This window comes from Streptomyces sp. ERV7 (assembly GCF_001653515.1).
Taxonomy (GTDB): Bacteria; Actinomycetota; Actinomycetes; order Streptomycetales; family Streptomycetaceae; genus Streptomyces.
Genome location: NZ_LYOY01000041.1, coordinates 14,574 through 31,859, shown reverse-complemented (window position 1 = coordinate 31,859; position 17,286 = coordinate 14,574). Strand labels below are relative to the sequence as shown.

Sequence of the window (17,286 nt, the reverse complement as noted above, 5' to 3'; positions counted from 1 at the left end):
GCCTGGACGCCAGGATCACGCTGGTTCCCGCCCCTTCCCCCTCACGGGCGGGAACCAGCGTGATCCTGGCGTCCAGGCTCCCCTTCTTCGCCCGGAAGGCGACGAGGTTGCCCGCGCCGCGCAGCCGCAGCCGCGCCCGGACCTGGAAGGACGCCGTCACGGCGGCTCCGGCCGGGGCGCTGATCAGCAGCCGCAGCTCGCGGTTGGTGTGCAGATAGCTGTCCCCCGTGGCCTGGAAGTCCCAGTACGCCTTGTGGAAGCCCGTCCCGGACGCGGTGAGTGTCGGGAAGTGGACCGTGCGCCGACGGGTCAGCTCGGGGCGCAGCTCCACGTCGACCGGCACGACCGCGGTGGAGAACGTCAGCCCCGCGCCGACCGTCGTCTCCACTTCGACCGGCGTCTCCTCGACCTCGCTCGGCGCCATGTCCTCGATGACCGCGCCCGGCGTCGCCGTCAGGTCCACGACGAGCCGCGACCAGACGAACCGGCACTCCGGGTGGGCGTGCACGATCAGCATCAGCCCGACGTCATAGGCGACCCGCCCCGGTCCGGGGTCCGAGGTCGGTACCGGCTCGGGCTCCCGTACGGCGATCCCGACCCTGTTGCCGTGGCCCCTCAGGGTCAGCTCCCGCTCCTCGGCGGTGAGGAATCCGGCCCGGTCGGCCTCCTGCTCGTCCACTTCGAGCGCGCCTTCGGCCACCACCGCGAAACCGTCGTCCATGTGCCGCGTTCCCTTCCCGTACGGATCGTTCTGAGGTCTGACAGGTGGTCCGTCGGCCGCGATCGGCTCGTCCGGCGGCGGGGTCACGCCCACGCCCCCATCAGGACGAAGCCCGCCCATTGATCGAACCTGGCGTCCTCGGCGCGGGCCGCCAGCGCCGCTCGGCGCAGGGCCTCCGCCTTGGCGGTTCCGCGCCGCAGCTCGGCGTAGAACCCCGTCATCAGCCGTCGCGTCGAGCTGTCCGCCACGGTCCACAGGCTGACCAGTACGGATCCGGCGCCCGCGAAGAGCAGTGCCCTGGTCAGGCCCATGACGTCCTCGGACGCGTCGGCGTGGTAGACGCCGGTCTCGCACGCCGACAGGGTGACCAGATCCAGCGCGGGCGCCCGGGCGCGCAGGATCTCGCGTGCGCTCAGCACCCGGTCGGCCATGACCAGGCCCGAGGCCAGCGGGTCCGGGGCGGAGAACCTGGCGTGCGCGGCCATGTGCACGGTGCCCGCCGAGCCGAGCGCCTCCAGCACGGCGTCCCCGGTGGCCGCCGTACCGAAATGCGCGGGCACACCCCACAGCTCCCCCAACTCCTCGGCTTCCAGGCGGGCGTGGGGGAGGTCGCCCGTCGGGTCGCCGAACACCGCGTGCGCGCTCCGGGCGCGCTCGCGTGCGGCCAGGCGCCGGGAGTGCAGCAGCGAGGCACTGGGGGTGACGGCCAGGGGGTTGCGGGCCAGGAGCACGTCCGGTCCGCAGCGCACCGCGCCGAGCGGGACGTGGTGCAGCGGCCCGGTGGGACAGATGACGACGGTGTCCCCGGGGTCGCAGAGGTCGGCGAGCGGGGCGACCACGCCCGCCATCTCGTGGTGGAAGAGGTCCTCCAGGTCCACGGCGAGTTCGTACACGCGCGACGCGGACCCGAAGTTGGCCGCGACGAAGCGGGTGAGGCGCTTGCGGTCGACGCGTGCCACGGCGACCCGGACGTGCTCGTCGCCGCCGCCCACGGCGAGGAAGGCGAGCCGGTCGTCGTCGAGGAAGAGCAGGTTGACCACCACGGCGCGACTGCTCGACGCGTCCGGCTCCTGCCCGGCGGACTGCCCGGCGAGCATGGACGACATCGCCGAGTGGGGCGTCGGGCGGGCCTGGCGGACGTTCACGTATTCCCGGGCGGCCGGGGTGGTGGACGCCATGGCGTTCCAGGTCGCCGCCAGTTCCTCTTCCACAGCGCGGAATTCGGGCCAGAAGCCGGAATCCCTGGCGGGGAGAGCGCGCAGCAGCCGCCGCCTGTCCAGGAGCGCCGCTTCGGACCGGACCAGTTGGGCGGGCACCTCGCGCGGCACCGTCAGTTCGGCGTCGCCCAGCACGTCGAGGAAGCTCCGTGCCCGGAGGGTCTCCACGGTCCGCCACGCCTCGTCGACCAGGGTGGAACGCTCTTCCAGGGATGCGGCCGCGAGCCGCAACTGCACGCGGGCGAGGGAGACGTACGCGTCCGCGCGGTCGTTCTGCACGGCCATGCGCGACTTTTCGTCGAACGCGCCGTAGCGGACCCGCTCGACCACGGTTGTCGCCAGCCGCAGGAACCGTTCCGCTTCTCCGGGCCGCCGGCTCTGCTCCAGATAATCGGCCACTTCACGCAGGATCGGCCAGGCCCGGTCGGCGGCCGCGATGCGCAGGAGCTTGCCGTCCGCCGCCTCCCAGGTGTCCTCGTCGCCGGGCCCGGCCGGGACGCCGCAGTATTCCAGCGACCGCAGATACTGCTCCAACGCGTCACCCAGATCGGGGCGGTCGCGGAATACGCGTGCCCTGCTCATATGGATACCGGCGAGGCGCATGGCGTTGACCTTGCCCTCGATGAGCCGGGCCGCCCGGTCGAGGAGGGCGAGAGCGCTGCGGGCGTTCCCGAGGGAGCGGTGGGCGTCCGCCATCGCGCGGTAGGCGTAACCGGCGTTCTCGGCCGCACCCTGGGCCAGGGTCTCCGTGTTCGCGATGTCCACGGCCCGCTGGAAGTACGAGAGGGCCCGGTCCGGTTCCTCGCGGGACAGGTGGAACCTGCCGCGCTGGATCAACGCGTCGATCTCCACTCCGGCGATCGGCACGTCTTCTTCGCGATCGATCGCACCGCCCTTGTGGCTGAGGTTCCAGTAGCGCTGCGCGGCGCCCGGGTCTCCGAGCTGCCGGGCGGTCCCGGCGAGGCGGCCGTACAGGTCGCGTCGGTCGCCGGTGACCGACAACAGCCGCTCCACCAGCGGTCGTTCGGCGATCGAGAGCCGCTCACGCAGCGCGTCCTCGGCGTCCAGTCGGCGTTCCGCCTCAAGGAGCAGGTCGTGGGCGTGGGCGATGGCCCCTTCGAGTTCCTCGTTGTCGGCCATGCCCATGAGCGCCACGGCGATGCGTTTGTCCCTGCCGTATCCCATGACGCTGTCCGCGGGCGTGTAGTCGGCGGGGAAGGCCCGGGCGAGCCGCATCTCGACGGCGGTCCAGTAGCGGGCCCTGCCGACGTCCCGGTCCTTCACGCGGTACGTGTACGCCAGCGCGTTGGTGGCCCAGATCAGCAGTTCGAGCCGGGGCGGGATCGGGTCGGCGAGCCAGGCGGAGAGGGCGGTCTCGTCCTCCACACGGTCGAAGAACCCGTCGTGGTCCGGATTCTCACGGCACTTGGCCAACAGTGCGTCGCCCAGCGAGCCCGTCGTGCGGACACTGTCTGCGTCGACGCGTTGGTCCGCGGGCCGCCACGCCGACACCGGCGGCCCCCACAGGGACCGGAGCGCCTCCTCGCCCGTGGGCCGCTCGCTCCCGGTCACCGGCGCCACCGCGCTGCCTGTGCGGTCCGCACCTGTTCGAGCGCCATGCGCGCCCCGCCGTACTCGGGGTCCAGGGCGAGGGCCTGCTCGTAGCACTGCCGGGCGAGGGCCAGGTCGCGGCTGGTGCGCTGGATGGCGTCGCCCAGGAAGCGGTACGCCTGCGGCGTCGGCTCGATGGCGATCGACTCGGTGAACTGTGCGGCCGCCATGTGGTACTCGCCCAGCATGTAGTAGGCGTCCCCGAGGCCCAGATAGGCGAGGGTGAGGTCGGGGTCCAGCTCGATCGCGGCGCGGTAAGCGGCGACGGCCTCGCGGTAGCGGCGCTGCTGGAAGAGGTCCTCGGCCTGGGCGAAGCGTTCCCGCGCGGGGGTCGACTGCGGCTCGGGGGCGGGAAGGAGCTCCAGGACGCGTGCGTACAGCTCCGGGTCCTTCGCCTCGACGTCGGCGCGCAGCGGGCCCGATCCGTCGCCCTGGCCGATGATGACCGCCGCCATCATGTGGGCCTGCGTCTCCTGCCGCCCGAGCGCGGCGAGGCGCGGGTCGAGGGTCAGGGAGCCGTTGTCGTAGCGTGCCAGGAGCGTCGGCCTCGGCGCCTCGTTCGCGCGCGTCATCGAGGGCGGCGCCAGGGTCTCCACGGGATGTTCGGGTTCGAGCGAGCGCAGTGTCGCCGCCCACTGCCCGCACGCGGGGTCCCGTTCCCGTATGCCCAGCATGACCAGGCAGGTCAGTGTCCCGACGTCGTCCTTCCCCGGCGGGTCCCCGAGGTGCTCCAGGAGCAGCGCCCTGGCCTCGCTCCAGCGGCCCACCTCCGCCAGCGTCCGGGCCAGCGCCCTGACCGTCGCCGGGCGCCGGTCGCCGTGGTCGAGGAGGTCGCGCAGGACCACCAGGGCGGCCTCCCAGTCGCGGGCCTCCTCCAGGGCGCCGACGAGGCCGTCCGCGGCGTGGGACGGTTTGCCCTCGCGCCGGCGGAGTTCGTCGATCGAGCGGGCGAGCGGGGCCGCCGCGGCGGGCCGGCGCCGTGCGGTCGCGGCCAGGGCGCCCAGCAGGAGGGAGATGTCCTCGTCCGTCGCCGCTTCCGGCAGCTCCGTCCCGGCCGCGGAGGGGTTCTCGATCAGATCGTGGACCGTGCGGAGCATCGCGAAGAAGTGGTCGAGCGAGCTCGTGAGCCGCTCCGCGCAGCTCCGGTCGAGCGCGGCGATCCCGCCGTGGGCGAGGGTGACACCGGTGGTGGGTGCGGCGCTGAACAGGAGGTCCAGTTTGCTCGCTTCGGCCGCCACCGCCGAGAGGTTCTCGCGCAGGGCCGCCCCGGCATCCCGGTAGCCGTGCCTGGCGAGCCGGAAGTGCCGCTCCGCGTCCGCCGAGTGGAACCGGAGCGCGAAGCCGACGAGGAAGTGGCCGGCCGCCCGGCCCTCCCCGGCCATGAAGTCCAGCGCGATCAGCGCCCGTCCGGTCGCCTCGGTGTCCCGCTCCCCGGCCCGTAAGGCCGACCGGCCCCGTTCGAGCAGCGCCGGGAGGAAGACCGAGAGACCGTCCGACCCGACGTCGCGCGTCAGCGCGGCCAGTTCCTCGGCAGTCGCGGCGAGTGCGGCGTCGATCCACCGCGCCTGCTCCCGGCTCAGCACACCGCGCCAGGGAGGGGTCTCGGCGGCCCACTCCCGGCCGATCGTTTCGAACAGCATCCAGTCCCCCGTCGAAGTCGCCGACGCGTCCGGTACACACACGAGGTCGTCGTCCGGTCGCGGCCGTGCTCGTCGAGGTGGATGCTAATTCCCCCAACAGGTTTGTGCCGACCGGTTCTTGCTATTGCCACGCATCCTGCACCCGGCGCTCGGACCGGCCGGCCCGGCGGCCTTCGCTCCAGCCCGTGTACGCCTCCGCGAGATACGTCGAGCCCGCCGTGGAGTCGACCACCGCCGCCAGTTCGCCGAGCTGGCGGCGTACGTCGAAGTCGGTGGCGCCGGGGGCGCGGTGCAGCATCGTCGTCATCCAGTACGAGAAGTGCTGGGCGCGCCAGACGCGGTGCAGGGCACGGGGGCCGTAGGCGTCGAGGGCGCCGCGGTCGCCCTTGGTCAGGGCCTGCTCCAGGGCCTCGGCGAGCAACCGCACATCGGCGAGCGCCAGGTTGAGGCCCTTGGCGCCGGTGGGCGGGACGGTGTGGGCGGCGTCGCCGGCCAGGAGCATGCTGCCGTAGCGCATGGGCTCGCACACGAAGCTGCGGAAGCGCAGCACCGAACGGTCCGTGACCGGGCCCTCCTTGAGGGTGAAACCGTCCGAGCCGCGCACCCGTTCCTGCAGTTCCGCCCAGATCCGGTCGTCCGGCCAGAGCGCCGGGTCCTCGTCGGGGTCGCACTGGAAGTACATGCGCTGTACGGACTCCGTACGCTGGCTGATCAGGGCGAAACCGCGCTCGGAGTGGGTGTAGACGAGCTCGGGGGCGCTGGGCGGGGCCTCGACGAGGACGCCGAACCAGGCGTACGGGTACTCACGGAAGAAGTGGGTGCGCTCGGCCTCGGGCACCGCCGACCGGCACACCCCGCGCGACCCGTCGGCGCCGACCAGGATGTCGCAGCGTATCTCCCGCGCCACACCGTCGGCGTCGCTGTACAGGATTCCGGGGCGCTCGCCGGTCAGGTCGACCACCTGGGTGTCCGAGACGCCGAAGCGCACATCTCCTCCGTCGCGTGCGCGGGCGTCGGCGAGGTCGATGAACACATCGGTCTGCGGATAGAGCCATACGCTCTCCCCCACCAGTGCCCGGAAGTCCACACGGTGGCTCTCGCCGCCGAACCGCAGCTCGATGCCGTCGTGCGGGCGGCCCTCGCGGTGCACCCGGTCGGACACCCCGGTGTCGGTCAGCAGCCGGGCGCTGTCGGCCTCCAGGATGCCCGCGCGGCTGGTGCCCTCGATCTCGGCGCGGGTGCGGTGGTCGACCACCACCGAGTCGATCCCCGCGCGGGCGAGCAGATGCGAGAGCATCAGACCGGCCGGGCCCGCGCCGACTATGCCGACCGCGGTCCGGGTGGGGGTGTGGGGCATGGCTCGTCCCTTCGAGTCGAACGGAGGCCGTGCTCCGCCACCGGGTGAGTCTCGCGCGCCGGGCAGGAACGCGTCGGGCGAGAGCGCGTCGGGCAAGAGATTAACTTCCCCCGGCACCCGTCCAGTTGTCCATGGGCGAACGGCTTGGCCGGACGCGTACTGGTCCGCACCATCGGCCGAAAAGAATCCGGTTGCCCTGATGATCAGGACTGTCCGAATCGGAACTTGCGCCTCCTCTACGCCCTCGGGAAAGTTGAATGTAGTACTCACCGATGCGAAAGGGGAGCTCAGTGGTCTCCACTGCCTCCACGGGTCGCCCCCGCGGGCGGGGCAAGCACCGGTGCGAAGGCACCCGGTCCCACCACGCCGGAAGGCGACCACCCACGCCGGCCATGGCCGAAATGACACCACCACCGTCATCACCATCGCATGGGGGATCATGTCGACAGTTCCTGACTTAGCGAACGAGGACCGCGCCGACCACTTCCTTCCGCTCCAGCGGTACATCAGTGAGCACTGCGTCTCCCTGCCCATAGAATCGCTGCTTCCCGCCGATTCGCCTCGTCTGAACGGCGAGAGCAAGGAGCACGTGCGGCTCATCGCGGAGCTGGACGACGAACCGCAACCGATCATCGTGCACCAGCAGTCCCTGCGCGTGATCGACGGAATGCACCGGCTGCGGGCCCGGGCCGAGCGCGGCGACACCACCATCCGGGCCCGCTACTTCACCGGAAGCGACAGCGAGGCGTTCCTGTTCGCCGTCCAGTCGAATACGCAGCACGGCCTTCCCCTCACCCGGGAGGACCGCAGAGCCGCCGCGGAGAGGATCATCACGGCCTTTCCGACGATGTCCGACCGGGCGCTGGCCAAGTTCACCGGTCTCGCCCAGCAGACCGTCGCCGGTATTCGCCAGCGACTTCCCCCCACCAGGTCCGGCGAGGCGCGCATCGGAGTCGACGGTCGCGCCCGGCCCGTGAACCCCAAGGAGAACCGGAGGATTGCCGAAGCGTACCTCCAGGAGAACCCCCACGCCTCCCTGCGGGAGATAGCCCGAGCGGCCAACATCTCCCCCTCGACCGCCCAGGACGTACGACGGCGCGCCACGCTCCAGCACGGTTCCCCGGACCCCCGGGCGCGGCAGCGGCCGGCCCTCTCCCCGGTGGACGGATCGGGCTCCGGCCCGGAACAGCTGCGCCACCTGGAACTCCTGGCCCGCGACCCGTCCGTGCGGCACACCGACACGGGCCGCATGCTGGTGCAGTGGCTGCGGCTGACCGCGGCCATCAGCAAGAACCAGTCCGTCATAGTGAACAGCGTTCCCGAGCACTGCTCCGCGATCGCGGCGCGCGCCATGCGCGTATGCATGGCCCATCTCGAGGAGTTCGCGACGAAACTCGAGCAACGGTAGGACCGGGACCGGCCCTGTCCTTTCCTGGGTGTTCCAGGTGTTCGACTGCACAGACTTGTGCAGTCGAACACCGCTTGACCCTCAACTTCCTTGGCTCTTAGCCTTTTGGCGCATGATCATCGAAGAAATCAGCAGCACTCGTCACGTTTTCTGGTCCGCCTTATGGCGTGGAACGGTCGTGATATGACGGAACGGCTGAATCAATTCTCCTCGGCTCCGCCGCAGACGAGAATGCTCGTCTGCGCGGACGGATCGACGACCCTGCTGCTCGACGCCCTGGTCGGCGAGCGGCTGAGCGTACGGATCGACCACCAGCAACAGGTTCCCGCGGCGCAGGTCCGGCGTATCGGGTGCCATATCCTCGGCGCCGCCCCCGACGCCCTGGTGGTCGACCGGCAGACCAGGATCCTCACCCCCGACAAAGAAGTCATCAGTGTGAACCGGGTCGTCATCGCCGGGCGCGAGAGCGACCGTCTGGTCCCCCCGCCCGACGAACTCCTGGGTCCCTATCTCAAGAAGGTGGGGCTGGCGCTGAAACGCGAACCGATCGCCGTCTCACGCGACACCTGGCCGCTCGGCGGCGCTTCTCCCGCGTGCGTCAGCAAGGAATACATCATCGACTGCGGGGGCGCGGGCCGGGTGTACGTACACGAACGGTTCAATCCCCGGTTCGTTCCGCTGGAATCCCGCCGGTCTCCGGAAGCTCTGGAAAAGGACGGTTGATGCACATGAGTCACGGAAACGCGTCCCCGCTCCGGAACGCGCCGGCGTGAAGCGCGCGCTGATCACCGGAATCACCGGACAGGACGGCTCCTATCTCGCCGACCTCCTGTTGGACAAGGGGTACGAAGTCCACGGCATAGTCCGCCGCAGCTCCACGTTCAACACCCGTCGGCTCGACCACATCTACCGCGACCCGCACGACGCCGGACGGCGGCTGATCCTGCACTACGGCGACGTCAGCGACGCGAGCCGGCTGGTGACCCTGCTGGCCCGTATCCGGCCGGACGAGGTGTACCACCTGGCCGCCCAGTCCCATGTGCGGGTGAGCTTCGACGAGCCGGAGAACACCGGCAACATCACCGGGATCGGCACCACCCGTCTGCTCGAAGCCATCCTCATGACCGAGCGGGACATCCGCTACTACCAGGCCTCCTCCTCGGAGATGTTCGGGGCCACCCCGCCGCCGCAGGACGAGCACACCGCCTTCCACCCGCGCAGCCCGTACGGCGCCGCCAAGGTGTACAGCTACTGGATGACGCGCAACTACCGTGAGGCGTACGGTCTGTTCGCCGTCAACGGGATCCTCTTCAACCACGAGTCGCCCCGGCGCGGCGAGACCTTCGTGACCCGCAAGATCGCCCGGGCGGCGGCGCGCATCAGGAACGGGCTGGAGAAACACCTCTACCTCGGCAACATCGACGCCGTCCGCGACTGGGGATACGCCCCCGAGTACGTCGAGGGCATGTGGCGCATGCTCCAGCGCGACGAGCCGGACGACTACGTCCTGGCCACCGGAGTCGGCTCCACTGTGCGGGAGTTCGCGGAGCACTGCTTCTCCCATGTCGGCCTCGACTGGCAGAGCCATGTGCGCCACGACGAGGCGTATCTGCGCCCCACCGAGGTGGACGCGCTGATCGGCGACGCCTCCAAGGCGCGTACGGCACTGGGCTGGACCGCGCACACCTCGGTGCAGCGCCTGGCCCAGATCATGGTGGACGCCGAGCTCGCCCGGCTCGGGGCCGACGGCCGAGAACCGGTCAACGTCCTCCCCTTCGCCGATTCCCGGGCCCACCACGAGCAGACTCGGAGCCGTCTGTGACCCCACCCCCCGACCGCACCGCCTGGCGGACCGCACTCGACCGGCGCTCCCGCACGTCCGGTGTCCGCGGACTCGCCCAGCGCCTGCGCCACCCGGTCAGGACCACCTACCCCACCACCCGCGCACTGCGCGCACGACGCCACCGCGGCGAGGGCACACCGTCCACCGCGAGGACCTTCTGGGGCCGGGAGATGTCCATCGCGCTCCCCGAAGAAGTGTCCATCTCCCTGCACCGGTACGGCTTCGTGGACTACGACCTGACCGCCTTCCTCCTCTCGCATCTGCGCCCCGGGGCGACCGTGCTCGACGTCGGCGCCCACATCGGCTACTACACGATGTGGGCGAGCGAACTGGTCGGCCCCCAAGGCACGGTGACGGCTTTCGAGCCGACCCCCTCGACACTCTCGGTGCTGCGGAGCAACGCCGCCCGGCTGCCCAACGCCTCGGTGGTGGCCGCGGCGGCCTGGTCCAAGAAGGAGGAACTCGTCTTCTTCGACCACGGCCTCGGCTACAGCGCCTACAACTCCGCCTTCGAGGCACGGCTGCCCGACGCCGTCCGGGCGCGCATCCCCTGCGAGCCCTTCACCGTCCAGGCGCTCAGCCTGGACGACTACGTACGCGACGAGGGCCTCGACGTCGACTTCGTGAAGATCGACACCGAGAGCGCGGAGGCGCACGTCCTGACCGGCATGCGCGAACTGCTCAGCGGGCAGCGGCCGGTGATCTCTCTTGAGGTGGGCGACCTCGACGTGGCCGGCGCGCCGACCAGCCGGGAGCTGGTCGACACGCTGACGGCCGCGGAGTACGAGCCGTGGGAGCTGCGCGGCGGAACGCCGGTGCCCCACCGGCCGCAGAAGCACTACGAGTACCAGAACCTGCTCTTCGCACCGGCGGGCCTGTGGCACTCACCCGACACGAGGAGTCCGCATCACCATGCATGACCTGATCATCCGCAACGGCTCCGTGTGCGACGGCTCCGGCATCCCCGCACGCGTCGCCGACGTCGCCGTGGACCACGGTGTGATCACCAGGGTCGGGCGGGTCACCGACCGGGGCCGCACCGAGATCGACGCCGAGGGCCACCTCGTCACCCCCGGCTTCGTCGACATCCACACCCACTTCGACGGGCAGGTCAGCTGGGACCCCCAGCTCACCCCGAGCAGCTGGCACGGGGTCACCTCGGTGGTCATGGGCAACTGCGGGGTGGGTTTCGCCCCCGCCCGGCCCGACCGCCACGAGTGGCTGATCGGCCTGATGGAGGGTGTCGAGGACATCCCCGGCGCCTCGCTCTCCGAGGGCATCACCTGGGAGTGGGAGACCTTCCCCGAGTACCTCGACGCGGTGGAGCGCGTACCGCGGGTGCTCGACGTGGCCACGCAGGTCCCGCACGGCGCGCTGCGCGCGTATGTGATGGGCGAGCGGGGCGCCGACAACGAGCCGCCGACCGAGGACGACCTGCACCGGATGTGCGCACTGGTCCGTGAGGGGCTGGACGCGGGCGCCATCGGCTTCTCCACCTCGCGCACCCTCACCCATCTCGCCATCACCGGCGCCCCCGTGCCCGGCACCTTCGCCGCCGAGGACGAGCTGTTCGCGCTCGGCGGGGTGCTCGGCGAGGCCGGGACGGGGGTGTTCCAACTGGTGCCGCTGGGAGCGGGCGGCGAGAAGGTCGACGACCCGCTCGGCGAGATCAAGTGGATGCGGCGCCTTTCGGCCGCGGTCGGGCGCCCGGTCACCTTCGGGCTCTTCCAGAACGACAACGACCCCGACGGCTGGCGGGAGTTGCTGCAGATCGCCGAGGACGCGGTGGCGGACGGCGCCGATCTGCACCCGCAGGTGGCCGGGCGCCCCTTCAGCGTCATCATCAGCCTGGACTCCACCCACCCCTTCCACAAACGTCCCTCCTACAAGAAAATCGCCCATCTGCCCGCGCATGAGCGCCGGGTGGCGATGCGCGACAGCGCGCTGCGCGAGCGGATCCTCGCCGAGCAGCCGGAGAACGCCGACCCCCGCTCCGCGCTGTTCCCGCAGGGCTACGAGCGGCACTTCCCGATGGACGCGACCGCGCCGGACTACGAGCCCGCCGCCGACCGGTCCTTCCACGCCCTGGCCGCGCGCACCGGCCAGAACCCGGAAGCGCTGATCTACGACTTCCTCACCTCCGAGGACACCAGCGGCATGATCTTCCGGCCGCTGCTCGGGTACACCGAATACACCCTCGACCCGATCCGCGAGATGCTGCTGCACCCCCAGGCGGTCCTCGGACTCAGCGACGCCGGCGCGCACTGCCGGCTCATCTGCGACGCCAGCACACCCACATCGATGCTGACGCACTGGGCCCGCGACCGCAGCCGGGGAGCGCGGCTCCCGCTGGAGTACGTCGTCAGGAAGCAGACCTTCGAGCCCGCGCGGCTGTACGGGCTGCGGGACCGGGGGCTGCTGCGCCCCGGCTACCGGGCCGACGTCAACGTCATCGACCTGGACCGGCTGAGCCTGCGCTCCCCCGAGTTCGTCCACGACCTTCCCGCGGGCGGCGGACGGCTCGTCCAGAAGGCCGACGGCTACGCGGCGACGGTGGTCGCGGGCGAGATCACCTTCCGCGACGGCCAGGCGACCGGCGCACTGCCCGGCAAGCTCGTCCGCGGCACCCGCACGGCCAGGACCGCGCGGTGAGCGCCCGGCCCCGTGCCGCAGCGGCCGGCCAGGCGGACAACCAGGGAAGTCAAGCTACAGAGGGGACCATGCCGTGACCGACGTTTCCGAAGCGCTCCGGCTCGACAATTCCATGAAGTTGCTCGCCCGCGGCCGCCTCGTGGACGCGACGCTGTCCGAGAAGGACTACGTGATCGAGCGGGACCGGCTGGTGGACGGCGCCTACCCCGTCTACGGCGAGCGGGCCAGGGGCGCCCGCATCTGGGACGCCGACGGCAACGAGTACCTGGACTACATCCTGGCGTACGGCACGATCATCCTCGGGCACGCCGACCCGGTGGTCACCGAGGCCGCTCTGCGCGAGATCGAGGAGGGCTTCTCGATCACGCTCCGCAAGCGCACCCAGATCGAGCTGGCCGAGCGGCTGGTGCAGATCGTCCCGGGCGCCGAGCGGGTGTTCCTGCTCAAGACGGGCTCGGACGCCACCAGCGCGGCGGTCCGCCTCGCCCGTGCGTACACCGAGCGCGACCGTGTGGTGCGCTGGGGGTACAACGGCTGGCACGACTGGGCCGCCCAGCGCCCCGGCGGTATCCCCGACACCGTGCGCACCCAGGTCGACACCTTCCGGTACAACGACCTGGACAGCCTGCGCGAGGTCTTCCGCGCGCACCCGGGCGAGGTGGCCTGTCTGCTGCTCATGCCGTTCGAACTCGACAGCCCGGAGCCGGGTTTCCTCCAGGGCGCGGTCGACCTGGCGCACGAGCACGGGGCGCTGGTGGTCTTCGACGAGATGCGCTCCGGGTTCCGGGTGGCCCTGGGCGGAGCGCAGGAGCTGTTCGGCGTCCGGGCCGACCTGGCCACCTTCAGCAAGGCGATGGCGAACGGCTGGGCGGTGTCGGCGCTGACCGGCCGGGCCGATGTGATGGCGATGGTCGGCCGGACCCATATCTCCTCCACCTTCTACTCCAACACCGTGGCGATGGCCGCGGCGGTGGCGACCATGGACCGACTGGCCGACGGGACCGCCCTGGAGCACGTACGCCGCCTGGGTGTCCGGCTCCAGACGGGCCTCGGCGAGCTCATACGCCGCCACGGCGTCCCGGCCCAGGTGCGCGGGGTGCCGCAGATGCCGTTCCTCACCTTCTCCCACCCCGACCCGGCCCGCGCGCGGCTGACGCAGGACACGTTCTTCACGCACACCACCCGCCGGGGCGTGCTGCTGCACCCCACCCACCACTGGTTCATCTGCGCCGCCACCACCGACGCCGACCTCGACCACACCCTGGCGGCCTGCGACGAGGCGTTCCGCGCCGCGGCGAAGGTGGCGTGAGCATGGACACCCAGCAGGCGATCCAGCAGGCGATGCGGGCCCGTGTACGGGCCGAACTCGCCCACCAGTTGCAGGAGGAGCCGAGCCTGCCGTGGCTCAGCGACACCGAGCCGCTGGCGCCCGCCGGAGTCGACTCGGTGCAACTCATCTCGGTGGTGGGCAAGTTGGAGCAGGAACTGGGCGTGGCGCTGCCGGACGACGCCGTACTCGAATCGGCGAGCATCAGCTCGCTCGCCACCGCGCTGACCCGGGGAGAGCACCGATGAGCGCCACACGCGCCGCGGTCGCGGTCACCGGTCTCGGCGTGTGCGGCCCGGGCGGGGTGGGTGTGTCCGCACTGTGGGAGGCACTGGCCACCGGGAAGGCGCACCACCCGCCCCTCACCGACTTCGACACCGCCGGGGCCACCCTCGGGGCGGCGGGCCGGGTGCCCGGGCACACCGGCGGGGACGGCGTCTGGCGGGCCCTCGACCTCGCGGAGACCGCCGTACGGGAAGCCGTCGAAGGCGTCGACGGTGTTGACGGCGTTGACCGCGAGCGTGTCGCCCTCGTCCTCGGCACCACCGACCCCGGGGTGGTCCCGCCCCTGCCCGGGCACTTCACCGGCGACCTGGCCGGGGCCTGCGCGGAGCGGACGGGACTCGGCGGCGAGGCCCTGACCATCACCAACGCCTCCGCCTCGGGCGCGGCAGCCATCGCGGTCGCCCGCGACCTGGTGGCGCTCGGAGAGACGCCCGCGGCCGTGGTGGGCGGCGCCGACGCGGTCACGGACATGGCCTTCCTCGGACTGAACTCACTGCGCACGCTCGGCCCGGAGGGCTGCCGGCCCTTCAGCACCGAACGGCGGGGCATCGGCGTGTCCGAGGGCGCCGCGGTGCTCCGCCTCGAACCGCTCGACGACGCCGGGCCGGGCGCCGCCGCGCCGCTGGCCGTGCTGGCCGGCTGCGGGCTCACCAACGCCACCGGCCACCTCGCCGCCCCCGGAGCCGACGGCATCGAGCTGGCCGTACGGCTCGCCCTGGCCGACGCGGGCCTCTCCCCCGACGACATCGACTTCGTCAACACCCACGGACCGGGCACCCGGCGCGGCGACACCGCCGAGATCGAGGCGCTGCGCGCGGTGTTCGGTCCCCGGCTGGCCTCGATCCCGGTCAACAGCGTCAAGGGCGTCCTGTGGCACCTCCAGGGCGGCGCGGGCGCCGTCGAGGCCATGGCCTGTGTGCTGTCGCTGGTGCACGGCGCGGTCACCCCGACCTGGGGCGCCGAGCCGGTCGACCCGATCTGCGCCGACCTCGACCTCGTCCTGGAGGACGGCCCACGGCAGGTGCCCGGCCTGCGGACCGCGCTGAGCGTGTCCTGCGGTCTGGGCGGGATGAACACCGCACTCGTCTTCCGGAGGCCCTGATGGACGACCAGGTCGTGATCACCGCCGTGGCCTCGGGCGAGGTCGACACGGCGGAGCTGTGGGACGCGCACGCGGCGGGCGCCGAAGGGCGGCGGGACGTCAACAAGTGGACCCGGGAACTGCCCGAGCGCATCGCGGAGCTGGCGGGCCACGCACTCGCCGGCGCGGGCGGCGCGGACCCGGGCGGGACCGCCTGTGTCATCGGCTCGGTGTACGGGGCGGGGCACGTGGCCGAGACCATGCGCGCCCGGCTCGACGCGGGCGCCCGCTCGTCGCTGGCACCCGAGTCCTTCCTGTACTTCAACGCGCACGGCGTGACGTCCCTGATCTGTCTGCGCCACGAGCTGCGCGGCTACTGCGCCACCGTCCTTGGACCGGGCGCGGGCCTCCAGGCCCTGGCCCTCGCACAGCGCAGACTCCGCCTCGCGGACGAGGGCCCGGTGCTGTGCGGCGCGTACGAGATGCTCAGCCCGGCCGCCGCGCGGGCCCAGGGCGTCGACCCGGTGACCGGCTGGGCGGCGTTCGTGGTCCTGGAGACGGCCGCGCGGGCCCGTGGGCGGGGTGCCCGCGTCCTCGCCCGGCTCGACCCCGTGCGGACGTGCCCGCCCCCGCCGGAGCGGGCGGCCGACCTCCGCGCGACCGCCCCCCTGGCCGAGCTGGCCGCCTCACTCACCGACGACGGCGCACCCACCACGACGACCGTGGTGGCGGCGGGGCGGCGGCACGGCTACCGCTGCACCGCCCACAAGGAGGGATGACCGTGGACGACACACTGCTGGACGTCCTCGCGGGGCACCGCCGCGCCGGGCGGGGCGACCGCCCGGCCCTCGTGGACCAGCGGCGCTCGGTGACGTACGCGGAGCTGGAGCGCGAAGTCACCGACCGGGTACGGGAGTTGCGGACCGCGGGAGTCGGTCCGGGCACCCGGACCGCTGTCGTGCTGACGGCGTCGCTGGACTCGGTGGTCGCCTTCGCCGCCGCGACCTCGCTGCACGCCGCCGTGCTCGTCCTCCAGGAGCGCGCGGGCGAGGCGGAGCGCTCGGCCGCGCTGGCCGACTTCGGCGCCGAGCTCGGTATGGACGCCGTCGGCGTGACCCGGCTGCGGCCGCCCGGGATCGGCACGGGCGAGCCGGCCTTCGCGGTCACCAGCTCAGGCACCGGCGGCCGCCCCAAGGTGATCTCCCGCGAGTGGTCCGGCACCCTGCACAACTCGGCCGGCTTCGCGCGGGGGCTCGGTATCGACGCCGACGACGTGGTGCTCACCACCAGCCCGCTCGGCCACAGTTACGCGATCGAGGCGGGCACCCTGGCCGCCTTGTCGGCCGGGGCCTGCCAGCTCATACCGTCCGGGCCGCTCACCCCGGCGCGGGCCGCGGCCCTGGTCGAACGCCACCGCCCGACCGTCCTGCAGACCGTCCCCCTGATGCTGGACTGGTGGGGCCGGGGCGGGGTGGCGCGCGCGGGCTCCTGGAAGCGCTGTGTCAGCGCGGGCGAGGCTCTCCCGGCCCAGGCGGTCAGCGCCTGGCAGGACGCGGACATCGCCGTGTACGACCACTACGGGAACTCCGAACTCGGCCAGCTCACCCTCCACCCGGCCGGAGGCGGCGGCAGCGTCGGACACCCGCTGCCCGGCGTCAAGCTCAAGGCGGGCGGGGACGAGCCGGGGCCGGTCCTCGCGTGCTTCCCGGGCCTGTCCCCCGTACGGATGGAGGAGGGGCGGCCGGTGCCGCTCGCCGACGGCGAGGGCTGGGTCGCCACCGGCGACCTGGGGGTGCTCGACGACGGCGGGCTGCGGCTCACCGGCCGCAGCGACCTCGTCATCAACATCGGCGGGAACAAGGTCTCCCCCCTGGAGGTGGAAACCGTCCTGCGGGCCCTGCCCGGCGTCGGCGACTGCGCCGTGGTCGGGCGGCCGGGGCCCTCGGGCGAGAACCAGGTGTGGGCCTTCGTCGAGGCCAGCGCCGAGGAGTTCGACGCGGCGGCGCTACGGCGCCGGGCGGGCGAACTCCTGATGACGGTGAAGGTCCCGTCCGTGATCCGCCGGGTCGACCGACTGCCCCGCACGGGCAGCGGCAAGATCCGCCGCGGTCTGCTGATCGAGGACGGCGCCTGACGCACCGTCA

General features: G+C 72.2%; 14 protein-coding genes. 10 read left to right on the top strand and 4 right to left on the bottom strand.

The genetic code is table 11. From position 1 onward, the window contains the following. The 4 genes from A8W25_RS22680 to A8W25_RS22665 form a co-directional block, all read right to left on the bottom strand. A partial coding sequence (locus tag A8W25_RS22680) for a hypothetical protein (RefSeq protein ID WP_158942662.1) occupies positions 1-721 on the bottom strand: 721 nt, incomplete at its 3' end. 83 nt (positions 722-804) lie between these two features. Beyond that, a complete protein-coding gene (locus A8W25_RS22675; RefSeq protein WP_158942660.1) occupies positions 805-3,510 on the bottom strand; it encodes a CHAT domain-containing protein in 2,706 nt (901 codons plus the stop codon). After that, on the bottom strand, positions 3,507-5,189 hold the full coding sequence (locus tag A8W25_RS22670) for a tetratricopeptide repeat protein (protein ID WP_067164413.1): 1,683 nt from the start codon (positions 5,187-5,189) through the stop codon (positions 3,507-3,509). The genes A8W25_RS22675 and A8W25_RS22670 overlap by 4 nt, the downstream gene beginning before the upstream one ends. A gap of 121 nt (positions 5,190-5,310) precedes the next feature. Further along, positions 5,311-6,546, bottom strand: a complete 1,236-nt coding sequence (locus A8W25_RS22665) for a 4-hydroxybenzoate 3-monooxygenase (protein WP_067164411.1) — start codon at positions 6,544-6,546, stop codon at positions 5,311-5,313. A gap of 439 nt (positions 6,547-6,985) precedes the next feature. On the opposite strand from A8W25_RS22665, the gene A8W25_RS34085 reads away from it, so the two are divergent. The 10 genes from A8W25_RS34085 (at position 6,986) to A8W25_RS22615 (ending at position 17,276) form a co-directional block, all read left to right on the top strand. Next, a complete protein-coding gene (locus A8W25_RS34085; protein ID WP_158942658.1) occupies positions 6,986-7,954 on the top strand; it encodes a ParB/RepB/Spo0J family partition protein in 969 nt (322 codons plus the stop codon). A gap of 183 nt (positions 7,955-8,137) precedes the next feature. Beyond that, positions 8,138-8,677 (top strand): hypothetical protein, encoded by a 540-nt coding sequence (locus A8W25_RS22655; RefSeq protein WP_158942656.1) that lies wholly within the window; start codon positions 8,138-8,140, stop codon positions 8,675-8,677. A 46-nt stretch (positions 8,678-8,723) separates the two neighbouring features. Then, on the top strand, positions 8,724-9,776 hold the full coding sequence (gene gmd, locus A8W25_RS22650; RefSeq protein ID WP_067164407.1) for a GDP-mannose 4,6-dehydratase: 1,053 nt from the start codon (positions 8,724-8,726) through the stop codon (positions 9,774-9,776). Beyond that, positions 9,773-10,717, top strand: a complete 945-nt coding sequence (locus A8W25_RS22645) for an FkbM family methyltransferase (protein ID WP_079126312.1) — start codon at positions 9,773-9,775, stop codon at positions 10,715-10,717. Before gmd ends, A8W25_RS22645 begins: the two co-directional genes overlap by 4 nt. After that, positions 10,710-12,449 carry an N-acyl-D-amino-acid deacylase family protein gene (locus A8W25_RS22640; protein ID WP_067164406.1) on the top strand — a complete coding sequence of 580 codons (1,740 nt, stop codon included), beginning with the start codon at positions 10,710-10,712 and terminating at the stop codon, positions 12,447-12,449. The genes A8W25_RS22645 and A8W25_RS22640 overlap by 8 nt, the downstream gene beginning before the upstream one ends. Positions 12,450-12,522: 73 nt before the next feature. Beyond that, positions 12,523-13,758, top strand: coding sequence for an aspartate aminotransferase family protein (locus A8W25_RS22635; RefSeq protein WP_199831810.1), 1,236 nt, complete (start codon positions 12,523-12,525; stop codon positions 13,756-13,758). Between the two features lie 2 nt (positions 13,759-13,760). After that, a complete protein-coding gene (locus A8W25_RS22630; RefSeq protein ID WP_067164404.1) occupies positions 13,761-14,024 on the top strand; it encodes an acyl carrier protein in 264 nt (87 codons plus the stop codon). Then, positions 14,021-15,163 carry a beta-ketoacyl synthase N-terminal-like domain-containing protein gene (locus tag A8W25_RS22625; RefSeq protein ID WP_067164402.1) on the top strand — a complete coding sequence of 381 codons (1,143 nt, stop codon included), beginning with the start codon at positions 14,021-14,023 and terminating at the stop codon, positions 15,161-15,163. Before A8W25_RS22630 ends, A8W25_RS22625 begins: the two co-directional genes overlap by 4 nt. Continuing rightward, positions 15,163-15,921, top strand: a complete 759-nt coding sequence (locus A8W25_RS22620; RefSeq protein WP_079126311.1) for a 3-oxoacyl-ACP synthase — start codon at positions 15,163-15,165, stop codon at positions 15,919-15,921. The genes A8W25_RS22625 and A8W25_RS22620 overlap by 1 nt, the downstream gene beginning before the upstream one ends. Continuing rightward, on the top strand, positions 15,918-17,276 hold the full coding sequence (locus tag A8W25_RS22615; RefSeq protein ID WP_067164400.1) for a class I adenylate-forming enzyme family protein: 1,359 nt from the start codon (positions 15,918-15,920) through the stop codon (positions 17,274-17,276). The genes A8W25_RS22620 and A8W25_RS22615 overlap by 4 nt, the downstream gene beginning before the upstream one ends. Positions 17,277-17,286: the final 10 nt, after the last annotated feature.